This is a genomic window from Parendozoicomonas sp. 209JJ7-1, assembly GCF_058147085.1.
This window is the reverse complement of record NZ_JBYVJU010000002.1, coordinates 313,060-331,382: the sequence shown is the minus strand read 5'-3', so window position 1 is coordinate 331,382 and position 18,323 is coordinate 313,060. Positions and strand designations below refer to the sequence as shown.

The 18,323-nt window shown below is 50.3% G+C and carries 14 protein-coding genes; 8 read left to right on the top strand and 6 right to left on the bottom strand.

The window, feature by feature from the left end:
* Positions 1–1,571 precede the first annotated feature (1,571 nt).
* The 6 genes from ACY2RQ_RS03390 (at position 1,572) to ACY2RQ_RS03365 (ending at position 8,926) form a co-directional block, all read left to right on the top strand.
* Complete coding sequence (locus ACY2RQ_RS03390; RefSeq protein ID WP_490111550.1) at positions 1,572–2,105, top strand: hypothetical protein; 534 nt, start codon at positions 1,572–1,574, stop codon at positions 2,103–2,105.
* Between the two features lie 901 nt (positions 2,106–3,006).
* Positions 3,007–5,385 (top strand): Tex family protein, encoded by a 2,379-nt coding sequence (locus ACY2RQ_RS03385; RefSeq protein WP_490111549.1) that lies wholly within the window; start codon positions 3,007–3,009, stop codon positions 5,383–5,385.
* A gap of 146 nt (positions 5,386–5,531) precedes the next feature.
* Positions 5,532–7,160, top strand: a complete 1,629-nt coding sequence (gshA, locus tag ACY2RQ_RS03380) for a glutamate--cysteine ligase (RefSeq protein ID WP_490111548.1) — start codon at positions 5,532–5,534, stop codon at positions 7,158–7,160.
* A gap of 152 nt (positions 7,161–7,312) precedes the next feature.
* On the top strand, positions 7,313–7,816 hold the full coding sequence (locus tag ACY2RQ_RS03375; protein ID WP_490111547.1) for a disulfide bond formation protein B: 504 nt from the start codon (positions 7,313–7,315) through the stop codon (positions 7,814–7,816).
* A 23-nt stretch (positions 7,817–7,839) separates the two neighbouring features.
* Positions 7,840–8,202, top strand: coding sequence for a CidA/LrgA family protein (locus ACY2RQ_RS03370; protein WP_490111546.1), 363 nt, complete (start codon positions 7,840–7,842; stop codon positions 8,200–8,202).
* Positions 8,195–8,926 (top strand): LrgB family protein, encoded by a 732-nt coding sequence (locus ACY2RQ_RS03365; protein ID WP_490111545.1) that lies wholly within the window; start codon positions 8,195–8,197, stop codon positions 8,924–8,926. Before ACY2RQ_RS03370 ends, ACY2RQ_RS03365 begins: the two co-directional genes overlap by 8 nt.
* Here ACY2RQ_RS03365 and ACY2RQ_RS03360 read toward each other — a convergent pair whose 3' ends face one another.
* Complete coding sequence (locus tag ACY2RQ_RS03360) at positions 8,927–9,145, bottom strand: hypothetical protein (protein ID WP_490111544.1); 219 nt, start codon at positions 9,143–9,145, stop codon at positions 8,927–8,929.
* Positions 9,146–9,370: 225 nt separating this feature from the next.
* Here ACY2RQ_RS03360 and ACY2RQ_RS03355 point away from each other — a divergent pair, with 225 nt between their 5' ends.
* Positions 9,371–9,583 (top strand): cell division protein ZapB, encoded by a 213-nt coding sequence (locus tag ACY2RQ_RS03355; protein ID WP_490111543.1) that lies wholly within the window; start codon positions 9,371–9,373, stop codon positions 9,581–9,583.
* A 101-nt stretch (positions 9,584–9,684) separates the two neighbouring features.
* Here ACY2RQ_RS03355 and brnQ read toward each other — a convergent pair whose 3' ends face one another.
* The 3 genes from brnQ to ACY2RQ_RS03340 form a co-directional block, all read right to left on the bottom strand.
* The gene (gene brnQ / locus ACY2RQ_RS03350; RefSeq protein ID WP_490111542.1) at positions 9,685–11,007 is read right to left on the bottom strand and encodes a branched-chain amino acid transport system II carrier protein; all 1,323 of its coding nucleotides are present in this window, start codon (positions 11,005–11,007) and stop codon (positions 9,685–9,687) included.
* A gap of 365 nt (positions 11,008–11,372) precedes the next feature.
* Complete coding sequence (locus tag ACY2RQ_RS03345) at positions 11,373–13,304, bottom strand: ATP-binding cassette domain-containing protein (RefSeq protein WP_490111541.1); 1,932 nt, start codon at positions 13,302–13,304, stop codon at positions 11,373–11,375.
* A 116-nt stretch (positions 13,305–13,420) separates the two neighbouring features.
* A complete protein-coding gene (locus ACY2RQ_RS03340) occupies positions 13,421–14,197 on the bottom strand; it encodes a histone H1-like repetitive region-containing protein (RefSeq protein WP_490111540.1) in 777 nt (258 codons plus the stop codon).
* Positions 14,198–14,981: 784 nt separating this feature from the next.
* Here ACY2RQ_RS03340 and bamJ point away from each other — a divergent pair.
* Positions 14,982–15,689: a BamJ family beta-barrel-assembly machinery protein gene (bamJ, locus tag ACY2RQ_RS03335; RefSeq protein ID WP_490111539.1), complete on the top strand. Its 708-nt coding sequence runs from the start codon at positions 14,982–14,984 to the stop codon at positions 15,687–15,689.
* Between the two features lie 96 nt (positions 15,690–15,785).
* On the opposite strand, the gene rsd is transcribed toward bamJ, so the two are convergent.
* Both rsd and aceF read right to left on the bottom strand, forming a co-directional pair.
* Positions 15,786–16,271 (bottom strand): sigma D regulator, encoded by a 486-nt coding sequence (rsd, locus tag ACY2RQ_RS03330; protein ID WP_490111538.1) that lies wholly within the window; start codon positions 16,269–16,271, stop codon positions 15,786–15,788.
* Between the two features lie 381 nt (positions 16,272–16,652).
* A complete protein-coding gene (gene aceF / locus ACY2RQ_RS03325; RefSeq protein ID WP_490111537.1) occupies positions 16,653–18,260 on the bottom strand; it encodes a dihydrolipoyllysine-residue acetyltransferase in 1,608 nt (535 codons plus the stop codon).
* Positions 18,261–18,323 lie beyond the last annotated feature (63 nt).

Here is an 18,323-nt window from a genome sequence, read left to right as displayed (position 1 = left end):
AACACCAGCGCCGGAATTTTCCCCCAACAGTTTTTCAGCAGTATTTTCTGTCTTTCCGCCCGCGCAGTCTGGAAGTCCAGGAACAGACCGGCATTCCGACTAACCCTCATGTTATCAGAAGCGTGAACTCTGTCTTTAACCGACGTTCAAAAGAAGGCAAACCATTAACATGAAGCAGAGGTCATTCATTATGGAAACTCGCCCACAAGTCCAGAGGCGGCATGCAGAGGTGACCCCGTTAACGGAAACAGCTTCACTGGGAGATTCTTGTAAACCCAACAATGAAACAAACAATGAAATTCAGTTCGCTGGCTATGGTGTAAGAACTGCAGCTGGTAACAGAAGGACACCTCGTCAAGTTAATCCACCCCCAGCTGGTTCTCGTCCCTCGCTGGATCAACTGGCTACCAGAGAAGTCGCATTCCCAGTCGTAGTCTCAGGTATCTTTCTCCTATTTATGTCACCAATCCTTTCATTCGCCTGCTTTTTCATTGCGCGTGACACAGGACTTATAGGGCCAGAACTGGCAAAAACCCTCGCGTCAGGGCCTGCTTTCGCGGCAGTGTTACTCGGACCAGCCATCGCTGCCCCCATAATGATAAGTCTGTGCATTGGCTGCGCAGCGATATGCCTGAAGACGTACGATTATTATTATCAACAACCAGTACATAATCCACAGCGAAGAGGGACGTTGTAACATTCTTTCCATTCTTTCAGAGCCTGTTCACAACAGGCTCAGGTGCGTGGCCGGGAACAGACCGGCATTCCAGCTGACCCTCTTGTTACCAGAAGCGTGAACTCTGGCTTTAACCGACTTTCAAAAGGAGGCAAACCATTAACATGAAACAGAGGTCATTCAGTATGGAAACTCGCTCACAAGTCCAGAGGCGGCATGTAAAGGCAGCCCCGTTAACGGGAACCGCCTCACGGAGAGGTTCTTGTAAACCCAAAAATAAAAGGCCGTTCACGAGCCATAATGTAAGAACTGCAACTGGCAACAGAAGGACACCCCGTCAAGTTAATCCACCTCCAGCTGATTCTCATTCCCTTCTGGCAAAAATATTGACTGATAGAGACATCACACTCACAGTTGGAATCGGATTTATCGTTGGCGTATTCCTGTCACCATTGGTTGGAGTCACCGCCTTTGCCTTAGGGCGTGAAACAGGACTTATAGGGCTGGAACTGTCAAAAACCCTCACGAATGGGGCTAATTTTTTGCCAGTACTACTCGCACCAGTCTTGTTTTTCCCCCCATTATTGGCCCTATTCCTTGGCTGCGTAGTGAACAATATTCGTCCAGAAGTACATAATCCGCAACGAAAAGGGGCGTTCTAACATTCTTTTCATTCTTTCAGAGCCTGTTCACAACAGGCTCTTTTTTTTCTGAATCGCTGTTTCCAGACAAAGGTTTTTGTTCCCAGAGTAGGAACTCGGCGCTGCATGGGTATAAACCCTGTCTTTCCGTCCGCGCAGTCTGGAAGTCCGGGAACAGACCGCATTCCAGCTGACCCTCTTGTTACCAGAAGCGTGAACTCTGGCTTTAACCGACTTTCAAAAGGAGGCAAACCATGAACATGAAACAGAGGTCATTCAGTATGGAAACTCGCTCACAAGTCCAGAAGCCGCATACGGGGGTAGCCCCGTTAACGGGAACCGCTTCACGGGAAGATTCTTGTAAATCCAGCAATCGAATAAACAATGAAAGTCAGTTCGCCGGCCATGGTGTAAGAACTGCAGCAGGCAACAGAATGACACCCCGTCAAGTTAATCCACCTCCAGATGATTCTGCCCCCAGGCAAATAGAACTCACAGAGTGTGAAAGCCTCGTAGGCGTAGCTGCAATCGCAGGTTTCTTTGTCCTATTAATGTCACCACTGCTTTCAATAGGCTGCTTTGCCATAGGGCGTGAAACAGGACTTATAGGGCCGGAACTGACAAAAACCCTCACGGAGGGGTCTGCTTTCGCAGCAGTGATAATGGGACCACCCTTCGCTATCATGATACTTATAGCCTTGGGCATGAGTTGCACAGCGATATACCTGGGGTGCGATTATCATCATCAACAAGTACAAAATTATTATCGAAAAAGAAAGACGTTGTAAGATTCTTTCAGAGCCTGTTCACAACAGGCTCTTTTTTTTCTGAATCGCTGTTTCCGGGCAAAGGTTTTTGTTCTCTGGGCAGGAACTCGGCGCTGCATGGGTATAACCCCTGTCTTTCCGCCCGCGCAGTCTGGAAGTCCGGGAACAGACCGGCATTCCGACTAACCCTCTTGTTACCAGAAGCGTGAACTCTGGCCTTATCCGTCTCTCAAAAGGAGGCAAACCATTAACATGAAACAGAGGTCATTCAATATGGAAGCTCGCTCACAAGTCCAGAGGCGGCATACCTGGGGAGCCCCGTTAACGGGAACAGCTGCACGGGGAAATTCCTTTAAACCCAGCAATGAAAGTCAGTTCATTGGCCATGGTGTAAGAACTGCAGCAGGCAACAGAATGACACCCCGTCAAGTTAATCCACCTCCAGCTGATTCTGCCCCCAGGCAGGTAGAACCCACAGAGGGTGAAATCATTGTAATCGGATCTGCAATCGCAGGTCTCTGTCTCATATTCATGTCACCACTGCTTTCAATAGGCTGCTTTACCGTAGGGTGTGGAACAGGACTGATAGGGCCGGAACTGGCAAAAACCCTCACGGAGGGGTCTGCTTTCGCAGTAGTGATAATCGGACCAGCCTTCGCGATCGCCCTACTTATGATGTTGGGCATGAGTTGCGCAGCGATATACCTGTGGTGCGATTATCATCATCAACAATTACAAGATTATTATCGAGAAAGAGAGGCGTTGTAAGATTCTTTTCATTCTTTCAGAGCCTGTTCACAACAGGCTCTTTTTTTTCTGAATCGCTGTTTCCGGGAAAAGGTTTTTGTTCTCAGGGTAGGAACTCGGCGCTGCATGGGTATAATCCCTGTCTTTGCCTTAAAAGACGCACAGAGATCACCTGATGGAGAGTATCTTTCAGCGCATCGCTTCGGAGCTGAGCATCAGGGAACAACAAGTTTCCGCGACCGTTCAGCTGTTGGACGAAGGTGCAACTGTTCCCTTTATTGCCCGTTACCGAAAAGAGGTGACCAACGGTCTGGATGATACCCAGCTCCGTAACCTTGAAGAGCGCCTGCGTTACATTCGGGAAATGGAAGAACGCCGTGGCGCCATTCTGAAAAGCATTACCGAGCAGGAGAAGCTGACTCCCGAACTGGAGAAAGCCATCAAAGAAGCGGATACCAAAACCCGCCTTGAAGACCTCTACCTGCCCTACAAACCCAAGCGTCGCACCAAAGGCCAGATCGCGATCGAAGCGGGTCTGGAACCTCTGGCTGAGTCCCTGTTTGCGGACCCGTCCCTGGAGCCGGAAGCAGAAGCCGCCAAATTTATTAATGCCGAAAACGGTATTGAAGACACAAAGGCTGCCCTCGACGGTGCCAAATACATCCTGATGGAGAAGTTCAGCGAAGACGCCGACTTGCTGGGTCGCCTTCGGGACTACCTCTGGGAAGATGGCCGCATGTCCAGCCGGGTTATGGCGGGCAAAGAGAAGGAAGCGGCCAAGTTCCAGGATTACTTTGAACACGACGAGCCCCTGAAAAATGTGCCTTCCCACCGGGCTCTGGCTATTTTCCGTGGCCGTAACTCCGGTCTGCTGCAAGCATCCGTGGTTATTGAAGGCGCGGAAGATCGTACTGTTACCCATCCCTGCGAACTGATGGTTTCCGAGCACTGGAAACTGGAAGACCAGGGCCGTGCAGCGGACAAATGGCTGCGGGAAGTCGTGCGCTGGACCTGGCGTGTGAAGCTACTGCCTCACCTCGAAACCGAACTGATGAATCGTGTGCGGGAAGCCGCTGAAGAAGAAGCCATCAAGGTCTTCTCCAAGAACCTCAGCGACCTGCTGCTGGCCGCTCCCGCCGGCCCCCGTGCCACCCTCGGCCTCGACCCCGGCCTGCGTACCGGCGTAAAGGTTGCGGTAACCGACAGCACCGGCAAGCTGGTTGATCACACCACCATCTTCCCCCACGTTCCCCACAACAAGTGGACGGAATCCCTGGGAGCCATCGCCAAGCTGGTGCTAAAGCACAATGTTGAGCTGATCGCGATTGGCAACGGTACAGCCTCCCGGGAAACCGACCGCTTTGCCGCAGAGCTGATCAAACAGTTCCCAAAGCTGAACCTGTCCAAGGTTGTAGTCAGTGAAGCGGGCGCATCTGTTTATTCCGCATCCGAACTGGCGGCTCGGGAATTCCCTGATCTGGATGTTTCCTTCCGGGGCGCTGTATCCATCGCCCGTCGTCTACAGGACCCTCTGGCGGAACTGGTGAAGATCGAACCCAAGGCCATTGGCGTTGGCCAGTACCAGCACGACGTAAGCCAGACTCATCTGGCCCGCAGCCTGGAATCCGTGGTGGAAGATTGTGTAAACGTCGTAGGCGTGGATGTGAACACTGCTTCCAGCGCGCTGCTGACCCGTGTTTCCGGCCTGAACACCACCATCGCCCAGAACATCGTTAACTTCCGGGATGAGAACGGTGCTTTCACCAACCGTAGCACCCTGAAGAAAGTTTCCCGTCTGGGTGAAAAAACCTTTGAGCAGTGCGCCGGTTTCCTGCGGGTAATGAACGGTGACAACCCCCTGGATCGTTCCACGGTTCACCCGGAAGCCTATCCGGTGGTGGAAAAAATCGCCTCACGCTTTGAGCGTGATGTTCGCGGCCTGATTGGCGACTCCCAGTTTCTCCGTGGCGTAAAAGCCTCTGAGTTTACCGATGAAAAGTTCGGTGTCCCCACTGTAACCGACATCATCAAGGAACTGGACAAGCCCGGCCACGACCCTCGCCCTGAGTTCAAGACCGCCAGGTTCCAGGAAGGCGTTGAGGATATCAAAGACCTTAAGCCCAACATGGAGCTGGAAGGTGTTATCAGCAACGTCACAAACTTCGGAGCTTTTGTGGATATTGGCGTACACCAGGATGGTCTGGTGCATATCTCAGCCCTGTCCAGCAAATTTGTTAAAGACCCACGGGAAGTGGTAAAAGCAGGCGATGTTGTGCGCGTGAAGGTTCTGGAAGTGGATGTTGAACGCCGCAGAATCGCGCTGACCATGCGTATGTCTGACGATGCCAGCGCCATGGCCGGTGACCAGAAGCCCGCTGGCCGCAGCCAGAAACAGGCTGACCGCCCCCGTGGCAGCAATCACCATAACAGCAATCGCAGCGACAACCGCCGCTCCGGTCATAACAAACCCCGTGGTGGCCAACAAAGCAAACCGGTGGAAAAGAACGGCTCTTTCGCAGATCTGTTCGCCAATGCCAAAAAACTGCGTAAGTAACTGACGGCATTCCCCGTTAACGGGAGCACAACTCCGTGCTCCCGTTAACTGTTTTTTCTTGCATCCTTTTGCCCTTTGTTGCGTCCAAGGTATAGTGAGCCCGTCTACTGCGGTTTAAAATTACGATCCTGTCCGGCGTGGCATAAATGACTCTGCGGGCAGTACCTGAATTCACACTGAAAGGTTTGACCTTGCCAGCCAGATTTTCACAGCGTCTCCAGACCCTGTCCCAGGGAGACAATAATGCCTGTCTCAGACAGATTCATCACGGGATTGAGAAAGAAGGTCTAAGGGTTACCCCGGATCTGCGCCTTTCCCAGGAGCCTCACCCGTATTCCCTTGGCTCCACGCTGACACACCCCTATATCACTACGGACTATTCAGAAGCGCTGCTGGAATTTATTACCCCTGTTTACCAGAGCCCTGAAGATGCCCTGGCGTTTCTGGCTGAACTGCACACGGAAACCCTGCGGGGTATGCCGGACAATGAAGTGATCTGGAGTTCCAGCATGCCACCGCTGCTGGAAGGGGACGACAAAATCCCCGTCGCCCAATATGGCCCCTCCAATATCGGGAAAATGAAGTACGTTTACCGTCTTGGGCTGGCCCACCGCTACGGAAAAGCGATGCAGACCATTGCCGGCATTCATTACAACTTCTCTTTGAGTGAAGAATTCTGGTCACTCCTGCAGACCATTGATGGGGAAAACACTTCCCGGCAGGATTACCAGTCTGCAGGCTATTTTGCCCTGATCCGTAACTTCCGCCGCTATGCCTGGTTATTATCTTATCTGTTTGGCGCATCACCAGCCCTGGACAGCAGTTTCCTTACAGGCAAAGACCAGCACAACCTTGAACGGCTGGACGCAGACACTCTCTACCTGCCCTGGGCCACCTCCCTGAGAATGAGCGACCTTGGATACACCAGCGATGCCCAGGCCGATCTTTCTGTCTGTTACAACACCCTGGACAACTACGTAAACAGCCTCTGGGCTGCCATTCACACCCCTTATCCTCCTTACGACAAGATTGGCAAAGGGCCGAATGGGGAATATCGCCAGCTCAACAGCAACCTGCTGCAGATTGAGAATGAGTACTACAGCACCATCCGCCCCAAACGGGTTATACGCTCCGGCGAAAAGCCGGTTCTGGCCCTGAAAGAACGGGGCGTTGAATATATCGAAGTACGCAGCCTGGATATCAATCCTCTCCTGCCTTTGGGTATTGATGCTGCTCAGTCACGGTTCATGGATATTTTCCTGCTATATTGCACTCTGGCTGAAAGTCCTGATATCTCTGATGAAGAGTGCGCGGTTATCAATGACAATTTTTCCCTGTCTGTACATGAAGGCCGCAAACCAGGATTACTGCTGCAGAATCAGGACAAGAAGATTGCGCTTACAGGCTGGGGCAAAGAGTTGTTTCAGGAACTGGCTCCGGTGGCAGAATTGCTGGATAAAGCCAACAATTCCAGTCAATACAGTGAAAGCCTGGTCGCTGAACACAAGAAGCTGAATGATGTATCCCTGACCCCCTCAGCTATGATTCTTGCTGAGCTGAACAAGGGAAAGAGCTTCCGGGAATACGCAGATATCCTTTCCCGGAAGAATGCCAGCTATTTCCGGGATCTGAATCAACATCCGGAAAGGCAGATGTATTTTGAAGAACTGGCCACCCGCTCCCTGGAAAATCAGGCCATCCGGGAGGCTGCTGACAATGTGGACTTTGACACATTCCTGGAGGAATATTTTTCCGGTGGAATTGAAATAACCTGAAAGCCGTTTCAAATCATGGTAGAAAACCCTGCCAGGTAAAAAAAAATCATGCGTTGGAAATACCATTGCACCCCACAACGGTATTTCTTAAAAAAATTAATAATACCGGTCGTTCATTATTCGGCCACTTTCGTGTAAGGATTCCGAAGAATATGGTTATCCCAGGCTCGAGAACTCTCTACTTTTTTGCATTTTCGGGCAGCGTTGCCCTGATGGGAGCTGCGCTTTTCTTTGAACATATTATGGGGCTGGAACCCTGCCCGTTATGTATGTCTCAAAGAATTGTTGTGATTACCCTTGGCGTAGCGTCCCTGATAGCGGCACTCCATAACCCGGGCAGCACTGGCAAACGACGTTATGGTATTTTAATTTTTATTATTGGCCTTGCCGGATCTGGACTGGCCATTCGCCAGCTCTACCTGCAAAGCCTTCCTGCGGGTCAGGCTCCTGCATGCATGCCTCCTCTGGAGTTCCTCGTTGACGCCCTGCCAATTATGGAACTACTGTCGGTTATGCTGAATGGTACCGGCGATTGCGCGGAGGTTCAGTGGCAATTCCTTGGCTTAACTATTCCCGGTTGGACACTGATATGCTTTATTATTTATACCTGTCTCGGATTTTTTGAGATTGTCCGTAAACACAATATTTACCGGTAACACCCAACCAGGCAGCAGCCCTTATGCGTGGTTTTTCTATTCTTCTCCTGTTCCAGGCTCTTGGGGAGGCGGGTAACCATCTCCTCGGTATCCCTCTACCCGGAGCAGTACTGGGCATGCTGCTATTGCTTCTGACCCTCTGTTTGAAAGGTTCCACTCCCGATACTCTTGTACGCAGCAGCAATATCCTGATTCCAAATATGGGAATGCTTCTGGTACCCGCTGCCACCGGATTTGTTTATTACCTTGTAGCAATACAGGGGCAGATTCTCCCTATAGCCATAGCCATCTCTCTGGGTACAGCCGCAGCTATTATTTTTACAGCACTTTTTATGAGCTGGCTGATGAAAAGGGCTGAAGAAAGTGATGGTGACCAGGATGAATGACATTTTCTCTGTGATTACCAGCTATTTGTTTACCGACTCAGTGTTTACCAATCCCCTGTTCGGACTACTTCTTACTGTTGGGAGCTTTGTTTTCGGACAGAAAGTTTATAACCTTTGTGGTCGTTTCCCCCTCTTCCATCCTGTTCTGATTGCTGTGGCTCCTGTTGTTATTGTTCTGGAGGCTCTGGATATCGACTATCAGCAGTATCGGGATACCACCGAACTGTTTTCCATTCTGCTTGGTACAGCGACCGTTGCTTTAGCGGTGCCCCTGTATAACCAGCTGCACCTTGTCCGTCGGCATGCCAAAGTCTTGTTGCTGACGCTGGTCGCTGGCTCGGCATTTGCCCCCGCCATAGCTTTATTGCTGGCATGGCTTTGTGGTGCCAATAGTGAAACTCTGCTTTCCCTGGTACCTAAATCGGTGACAACACCTATCGCCATAGCAGTGTCTGAAAGTATTGGTGGGATACCTGCTATTTCTGCCGGAACAGTTATTGTTGTTGGTATTTTCGGAGCAGTTTTCGGGCCACCTATTCTGGATCGGTTGAAAATAAACAACCAGATTGTTCGGGGATTTACTCTGGGGTTAACATCCCATGCAGTCGGCACAGCCAGGGCTTTTGAGCTGAACCCTGTCGCGGGAGTCTTCTCCAGCCTGGGGCTGGCGCTGACGGGAGCACTGACCGCTTTCATAATGCCTTTACTCGGGCAGGCTCTTTAATCAGCTTCTGCCCCTGTCGAGGGCATATTCACTAAGCGCAAGAATATGACTGAGGAAAGTACTTTCCACCTGCGGGGAGGCAAAGTGGATATGCCTTGAGGACAGATATTCAGCCACGCTTTCTCCAGCAAGCAACGACAGGCAAAACGCCCGTATTGCCTCATCAGCAACATCGCTGTGGGAAACAATACGTCCTGCCACATAAGATGCAGACTTCATTTCTTAACCCCTGTACGAACCAGAGAAAAAGAACCTGCCTTGCCAGATCAGGGCATCGTTTCCAGTATAGGCATAATCGGTTGTTGATATTGGATTCTGTTGACGATTTGTCTTCATCTGTCGCATACATAGTCAAAGCAAAACGACTGTTTTCTTTTATTTGCTCAGTCCCCCGATTACTCATACTATGGGTAGCCACAGATACCCCTTCGAGATGCTAGAAATATGTCTATAGAATCCCTGAATCAGCTGGAGTCCAGAATTCAGAACGCCATTGAAACCATTGGCATTTATCGGCTGGAAGTAGAAGAACTGCGCGAAGCTAAAACCAAGCTGGAACAGGAAAACACCGCTCTGCGTAAAGAGCTTGAGTCCTGGTCTGAAAAAGTCGGCTCTCTTCTAGGTCGGCTGGACACCATGCAGGAAGAATCTGCATAAGATTAATTGCAAAACAGCTTTGGGAGATTTTCCAAAAGCTGCGGAAATAACAAGAGCCACACTCAGTGGCCCTTGTTATGCCTGATAGCTGACCTCTGTTATCAGGAGTTATCAATGGCTCTGGCGGGCAACGGCCAGACTATGGACAGGAAGCCGCCCACAAGCCCCGGAACCAGCCACCCCAGGCTTTCGCTGTGCAAAGGCAGCACCGACAGCACCTCAGATGAAAAGTTGCCCGCCCAGGACACGCCGCTGGCCGCAAGGCCATCCACCATACTGATAATAAATACGGGTGTCAGGGTCATGACATAGGTGTGATAAGGCGATTTGAACATGTTCCGTGCCAACGCCAGAAAAATCAGGCTGATAGCAACCGGGTAGATAATCAACAACGCCGGAATGGTTAAAGCCAGCAGCTCATTCAATCCGACATTAGCAATCAGGCCGCTGATAAGCGTACACAGAATCACATAGGCCCTGTATCCCATTACCGGCAAAGTTTCATTAAAGTACTCAGCGCAGGCGGTCATCAAACCAACCGAAGTGGTCAGGCAGGCCAGAGTGATGGAAATACCAAGAAGAACCGTACCCCAGCCACCAAAGAGTTCGAATATATAGGTCGTCAGGATATCCGCGCCATTTTCTGCATCTGGAATAACCGCATGGCTGGTAGCACCAAGAATCGCCAAAGTGATATATACTGCGACCAGTCCGACAACGGCGATAAAACCAGCTGTGATAGTATGGCGGGTCAGTTCCTGCTTGTCAGTCACACCACGCTCCCTCAGTGCTGTGATGATCACAATGCCGAACGCCAGGGAAGCCAGGGTATCCATTGTCTGATAACCCTGCTGGAAGCCCCAGGAGAACGCGCTCTCAGTCAGGCTTGATATCGGATGTCCGACTGGACCAAGGGGAGCGAAAAACACTCCAGCGCCAATCGCCAGCAACACCAGAACCAGCATAGGGGTAATAATTTTGCCAATGTTATCAATCAACCGACCTGGGAACAGTGAAAGCGACAGGGTCACACCAAAGAACAGGGCACTGTAAATCATCTGCCCGTATTCACTTTCGGGGAAAACACTGGCAAAGCTCATTTCCCAGGCGACGATGCCAGTACGGGGAGCAGCAAAAAGCGGCCCGATAGCCAGGTAAAGAACCAGACCAACAATCATAGACACCCAGGTTGGCAAATCACGGGTGAAACTGCTTAGCCCGCCACCCAACTTTGCAGCGGCAATCACCCCAAGAAATGGAAGCCCAACGCCGGTTAAAAGAAATCCGGCTACAGCCACAAGAAGGTCTGGCCCTGAAACCTGGCCAAGATAGGGGGGAAAGATCATATTACCCGCGCCAAGGAACAGCGCAAATGTCATCAAGCCAATGGCAAAAACATCTATTGATTTGATTGATGAAGACAAAATAGCTCCTTACGACTTAAAACACCCAAATTCAATCCCTGAACAACTGCACATGATGTTTATGAAATATTAGCTGCATACGAGTCATTTGCAGGACTGAGCCAGTCGACTCTTGAACCCGGACTGCCTGTGGGGACAGCAACCCGATAACTCCGGCAGACTCTGCGATTGAATCATCCTCTGCCACTCCGTGGCAGAGGATGATTCAATCCAAGCAAATACAACATTATACTGGTGTCATATATGGCATAGAGTTCCTGAGCCGGCAACAAACATCCATACCTGCAAAGAGATATATTTTTGTTTATTTTTTCGGCAGCACCAGACCAAAACAAGATTTTCTTCTTGTTTCGCTCCAAATATAATTACCCCTGATCCAATCGGGCCAGCTCCTCTTCAGATTTCTCAAGATCTTCAGAAGCCTGCAGCCAGCTCTTTTCCAGAGCTGCGTACTGCTGCCGTAAAGCAGTCTGGCGCTCCAGAAGTTTCTTCAGGTCAGCATTGCTGGATTCCTCATAAAGTTCTGGATTCGCCAGCTCCCCCTCAAGAGCGGACAGCTCTGCCTGGACTTTGTTAATCTCCTGTTCACACTTCTCCACAGACTGCAGGAAAGGTCTCAGTTTCTTCCTCAGCTCTGCCTCCAGTCGTTTGCGGGCTTTGCGATCCTGGGCAGAAGCTCCTCCCTTCGAGTCTCCGGAATTATTCTGCTCGGCTTTTGAGACTTCTTCCCGTTTCTGTCTGGTCAGCCAGGCCGCATATTCATCCAAATCCCCTTCGTAGGGCTCTACTGCGCCGTCATGGATCAGATAGAGGTTGTTTACGGTATAACGAAGCAGATGCCTGTCGTGGGATACCAGCACCATTGCTCCGTCAAACTCCTGCAGAGCCATAGTCAGGGCATGACGCATTTCCAGGTCGAGATGGTTAGTTGGTTCATCCAGAAGAAGAAGGTTGGGCTTTTGCCAGGCAATAATAGCGAGGGCCAGACGGGCCTGCTCACCGCCGGAAAACGAGCCCACCTGTTCATCAACCTTATCACCATGAAAACCAAATGATCCGAGGAAATCGCGAATCTGCTGCTCTCTCACTTCAGGGGAAAGACGCTGGATATGGATGGCCGGCGTGGATACCTGATCCAGTGACTCAAGCTGATGCTGGGCAAAATAACCAATACGAAGGTGCTCTCCCCGTTGTTCTTCCCCCGCCATTTTCTCCAGAGCGCCGGCCAGAGCTTTCACCAGAGTGGATTTACCCGCGCCGTTCGGTCCCAGCAACCCGATACTGTCCCCTGGCTGCAGATTGATTGTGACATCCTTAAGCAAAGGCTCATTATACCCAAGGGCAGCCTTACGCATGGAGATAAGCGGACTCGACATTTTTGGCGAGACAGGAAAGCGGAATGTGAAGGGAGAGTCCACATGGGCCGGAGCCACCAGCTCCATACGAGCCAAAGCTTTCACCCTGCTCTGAGCCTGTTTGGCTTTGGTCGCCTTGGCCTTGAACCGTTCGATAAAGCGGGTCAGGCGCTCCTGCTCCCTCTGCTGTCTTTCGTGGATAACCTGCTGCTGGGCAAGGCGCTCCCCTCTGACCCGTTCAAAGGCCGAATAATTCCCCCGATACAGAGTGACGGCCTGCCGTTCTATGTGGGCGATATGATCAACCACGTTATCGAGGAAATCCCGGTCGTGGGAAATCAGCAACAGAGTCCCCGGGTAACGCTTCAACCACACTTCCAGCCAGAGGATAGCATCCATATCCAGGTGGTTGGTTGGTTCATCCAGGAGCATAAGGTCAGAAGGGCACATCAGCGTACGGGCAAGATTCAGACGCATCCTCCAGCCACCGGAAAATTCCTTTACGCAGGTGCCGGTCTGCTCCTGCCTGAAACCAAGGCCGTGCATAAGCTGTTCGGCGCGGGAACGAGCCGTATAACCATGGTGCCCATCAAATTCAGCATGAAGCCTGGCCAGAGCATGGTTATCCCCTTCCTTTTCTGCCTGGGTCAGATCGCTTTCTATTCTTCGTAATTCACTGTCACCATCAAGAACATATTCCACAGCAGGACGGTCGAGGGTTTCCACCTCCTGGGCCATGTGAGCAACGCGCCACCCCGAAGGTATAAATACATCTCCGGAATCCGCATGGACCTTTCCCTGAATTAATGCGAAGAGAGAAGACTTACCCGACCCGTTAACACCGGTGAGGCCAACCTTTTGCCCAGGGTGAATAACAAGATTACTGTCACCCAGTAGTTTCTTGCCACCACGTAATAAACTAACTTGATTTAATTTGATCATGGGGGCGAATTCTAGGCTTTGTTGTTCTGTATTCCTATGTGTTTAAAGAGTGATAAATCACACAATAAAAAACGGGGCCAATGACCCCGTTTACTCAGCCGGAATGTCAGTTAGATTTACCGACTCTTGGCAGTCTTTTTAACAGCCTTTTTCGCAGTCTTGCGAGCTGCTGGTTTACGCTTCACCGCAGGCTTACGGGCTGCGCTCTTACGAACAGCTGGCTTCCGCTTGACAGCAGTTTTCTTCGCAGTCGATTTACGGACAGTAGACTTACGAGTGGCCTTGCGGACAGTTGTCTTACGCTTTGCAGTCGTTTTGCGGGCTGTCGACTTGCGAGTAGCCTTACGGGCAGCTGTCTTACGCTTCGCAGTCGTTTTGCGGGCTGTCGACTTGCGAGTAGCCTTACGGGCAGTTGTCTTACGCTTCGCAGTCGTTTTGCGGGCTGTCGACTTGCGAGTCGTCTTACGGACAGTTGTCTTGCGAGCGGTTGACTTGCGGGCAGTCGACTTGCGAGTCGTCTTACGGGCAGTTGTCTTGCGAGCAGCTGACTTGCGGGCTGTCGACTTGCGAGCCGTCTTACGGGCAGTTGTCTTGCGAGCAGTTGACTTGCGGGCTGTCGACTTGCGAGTCGTCTTACGGGCAGTTGTCTTGCGAGCTGTCGACTTGCGAGTCGTCTTACGGGCAGTTGTTTTACGCTTGGCTACAGTCTTCCTGGTTGCAGATTTGCGTGTGGTTTTACGGACAGTCGTCTTTCTAGCAGTACTCTTGCGAGCTGTAGATTTCCTGGCTGTTTTACGAACCGTCATCTTTCGAGACGTCTTTTTCTTGGCTGCGGCACCGGCTTCCCGGCTAGCGGCCTCGGACTTGTCGAAGTCCATTTCAACATTACTCATTGTTTTCTCCATCATTAGCACTTGCAAGCGCGATACCTCCAGACAGTGCCTTGTCTTTCGGTATCCAGGTTTTATCACTTCAGGCAATACTGCAGTTCTGCTTTCTGCGATAAAACTCTGGTCGGTCTGGCTGACAGACATCCTGTAAATCAGCCATTCTCAATTTTTTATGCTTGCTGCTTTATGTGGTCCTTGAGCCTGATGGAAAAGTGAATATGTTTAGGCTGCAGTCCACTTATTTAAGGCCGATGAATTTGCCTTATCTCAACTTTTTTCATTATCTCATTTCTTTCTTAATCCAAGGCTGAACATATTTGAAAACCACTTTCATTCAACCTTTCCAAATGCGTTTATCTCCCTTACTACATTTTCAAACTTCAAGGGTTAAACCACTTTCAATTTCCGCAGAAATCTTTTGATAGCTTAAAGAATACAATGACTCAAACTATTTTTTATGACATTAGACTAATCATTCATATAATTGCAAAATTTTTTTGACTAACAAGAAGTTTATGCACTCTCTGAGAACAGCCATAACTTTAAAACAACTGTGTATTCCAGCCAACAAATATAAAACACTCTTATATAAAGACATAAAATCCCCTTACTTATCTCACCCTTTATATACGCCGGGCTTTGTATACTGTGTCAAAAAATTATACCCCCGCTTTACCCCCGTCCGGGTTTAACTTGCCTTTGGCACCTTTTTGAACAAATATGTGCCCTTAATGCGGTTTCGAGCCGTAACTTGTCACAAAAAGTGTCATTTAAAGAAGAGAACGCAATGAAGCTGAAAACAATGGCTGCAGTTCTGGCGCTGTCAGCACTAACAACCCAGCCCACAATAGCAGCAGAAAAGACGCCCACTACTGATGCCGAAAAGCTCAGTTACAGCCTGGGTGCCCTTCTCGGTATGAGAATCAAAGCAGATTTCTCAGACCTTAATGTGGAAATGGTAAAAGCTGGCATATCCGATATTCTGACCGATAAAAAGCCAGCTCTGGACCAAAACCAGATGATGGCCATCATCCAGAAAGCCCAGCAGGAAGCCGCTCAAAAGGCCCAGGCAAAACTGCTTGAGCAACAACAGAAAAACCTGGAAAAAGGCGCTGCTTTCCTGAAGGAGAATGGTAAAAAGCCCGGTGTTATCACCACTGAATCCGGGCTGCAGTACAAAATCATCAAGGAAGGCAAAGGCGTTAAGCCTACTGCCACAAGTGAAGTGACCGTTCATTACGAAGGAAAATTATTGGACGGAAAAGTGTTTGACAGCTCTTATGAGCGCGGGCAACCCACCTCTTTCCGCGTAAATCAGGTGATTGCCGGCTGGACAGAAGCACTGCAGCTGATGCCTGAAGGCTCTACCTGGGAGCTGTATATTCCTGGCAATCTGGCTTATGGCCCCGGTGGCGCGCCCCAGGCTGGCATCGGCCCCAATGAGTTACTGATCTTCAAGGTAGAACTGATTAAAGTCACCAAGCCGGAACAGTAACCACAACACCAATATCTACATCTACATATCTGCTGCCTCAGAACTTAAACTCTACACGGGACGGGGCCACGGGGCAGCAGCGTTTCAGATAAATTCTCAACCCGTCGCACTCTGCCCAACTTCATCCCTGTGAGCGTTATGAAGAACCTCGATGAGCCTGTCCTCAAGCTCAAAGCGTTCTTCAAGCGTCTCTCCCATCTTTGAGAGCGCAGAGTGCAATTCAGCCACACTGGCGCTTTTTTCACAACCATCATTAAAGTCGAGACAAAACTCTGTATTTTTCTGAATAGCCTTAAAAAGTTGGCCTGAGTGGCTCAGTGCTTCTTTATCACCAAAGTCCAGAGCTTCTCTTTCCAGTTGTTCATAAATTTCAAAATGTCCTGCCGACACATAATCAACCAAAAGCTGGCAGAAATTTCGAAGTTTATCCTGCAAGGGGCGGTTATCATCATTACTCTGACAATCAACTCCAGTCATGGAGCAATACAAAACAATCATCTCCTGACGCTCATTCAACCAGTTGTCGATAAGCTCGGAAACTCCTCCCCACCTTTCTTTGGCCGACTTGCAACCCTCCAGCATACCTTTCCCCTTTACTGTTAGCATCCAGATTTTACAGCCAGATCAGGAAAGACCGGTCGAAGGCTGATTCTGTTCGACCGGTTTTGCCTAGAGTACGGCAGCCAATATGCCGACGGCAAGAGTTAAAAGTGAAAAAAAAGCACATCACGCAGAATTCATTTCATTCAACAAGAAATAGGTGTTTGGTGATACTTATTTGAAATAATAAATTTACTATTAATAAGAACATATTATTTGATATTCCCACAGCTCATTCTAAGTAAGTACCAAACCGTTCTTGATTTAATTAAACGATACCCATCGTTTAATTAAATCAAACGTTAAAAACCACACCAAAAAAAGGGGCATCCGCCCCTTTTCATTATTAACACCCGACAAAAATCACAGCAATAATTTGCGAATATCAGAAAGCAACGCCGCAAGCAGAACTGTAAAGTGGGCGGCCTCAGCGCCATTAATTGCCCGGTGATCATAAGACAGTGACAAGGGCAGCATCAGCCGGGGATCAAAGCCACTGCCATTCCACTGAGGCTTCATTGCTGCTTTGGATACTCCAAGAATGGCCACTTCCGGTGAGTTCACCACAGGTGTGAAAGCTGTTCCGCCAATGGAGCCCAGGCTGGATATAGTAAAGCATCCACCTTTCATCTCATCAGGCTTCAGCTGTTTCTTGCGGGCCTTGTCTGCCAGCTCTGCGCACTCTGCTGCCAGCTCCCATAGCCCTTTTCTGTTTACATCCTTGATAACCGGCACCAGAAGTCCATCCGGAGTATCAACGGCAATCCCGATATGAATATACTTTTTCAGAATCCGGGTCTTGCCATCAGGAGAAAGGGACGCACAGAACTGCGGCATTTCCTGCAGAGCGTAAGCTGCGGCCTTGAGCAGGAAGGGTAATGGCGTCAGTCGTGTACCACGAGCCTCAGCAACCGCTTTCTGAGCTTTACGGAAAGCTTCCAGCTCCGTGATATCCGCTTCATCGTGCTGGGTGACATGGGGAATGTTTAGCCAGCTGCGCTGGAAATTCCGGGCTGCGACCTGACGCAGACGATTCAACGGTTCAACAGTGACCTCACCCCACTGGCTGAAATCGACTTCCGGTATTTCAGGAAGCCCTGCACCCGTCGGGGTGTCTGCAGATGCAGGTCTGGCTAGCTGATGCTTAACATACGCCTGCACATCTTCTTTGATGATACGACCTTTGGGACCTGTTCCCTTCACCTTGGTCAGGTCAACGCCAAACTCCCTAGCGATCTTGCGCACAGCGGGCCCGGCATGCACAAGTGCAGGAAGCGGAGACTTCACCTCATCCATGCTGAGCGCTTGTTTCGTTTCTCCGCTTGGCATAAGAGCAGCGGGGATCGGTGTTTCTTTTTTTGGTTCAGCTGCTGGTGTTACAGTCTGTTGAGCGGGTGCTTCTCCGGCAACTTCCATGGACAGGATAATATCCCCCTGCCCAAGCTCATCCCCGATCTTCACGCAAATATCTGTCACCCGTCCGGCATGGGTAGCCGGAATTTCCATGGTCGCCTTATCAGACTCAAGGGTGATGAGCGCATCATCCACCTGAATGTCATCACCAACTGCGACAGCAATTTCAATAACCGGCGCGCTTTCGCCACCAATATCGGGAACAGGAATATCAATAATCTGTGAAGCGGACGTTTGAACAGGCGCAGGTGCGGATTCCGGTTCAGGTTCCGGTGCTTTTTCCTGAGCGGGAGCGGGTTCTTCTGCCGTTGTTTCCTCAGCGGCTTCCGCACTCAGCTTCAGCATATCGTCACCTTCGCTGAGGGTGTCACCCACTTTCACCAGCACTTCAACGACAGTTCCTGTCCGGGATGCCGGAACTTCCATAGTCGCCTTGTCTGATTCAAGGGTAATAACTGTATCTTCAGAATCGACCGTATCGCCCGGCGCCACATTTATCTCAATGACTTCTGCGCCTTCGCCACCGATGTCTGGAACTTTTATCAATGTTTCTGCCATTCTTGTAGCCTTCGAGTCTGGCCGGGTGAAGCCTTGTGGACATCACCCGGCGTCAGAGGAGGT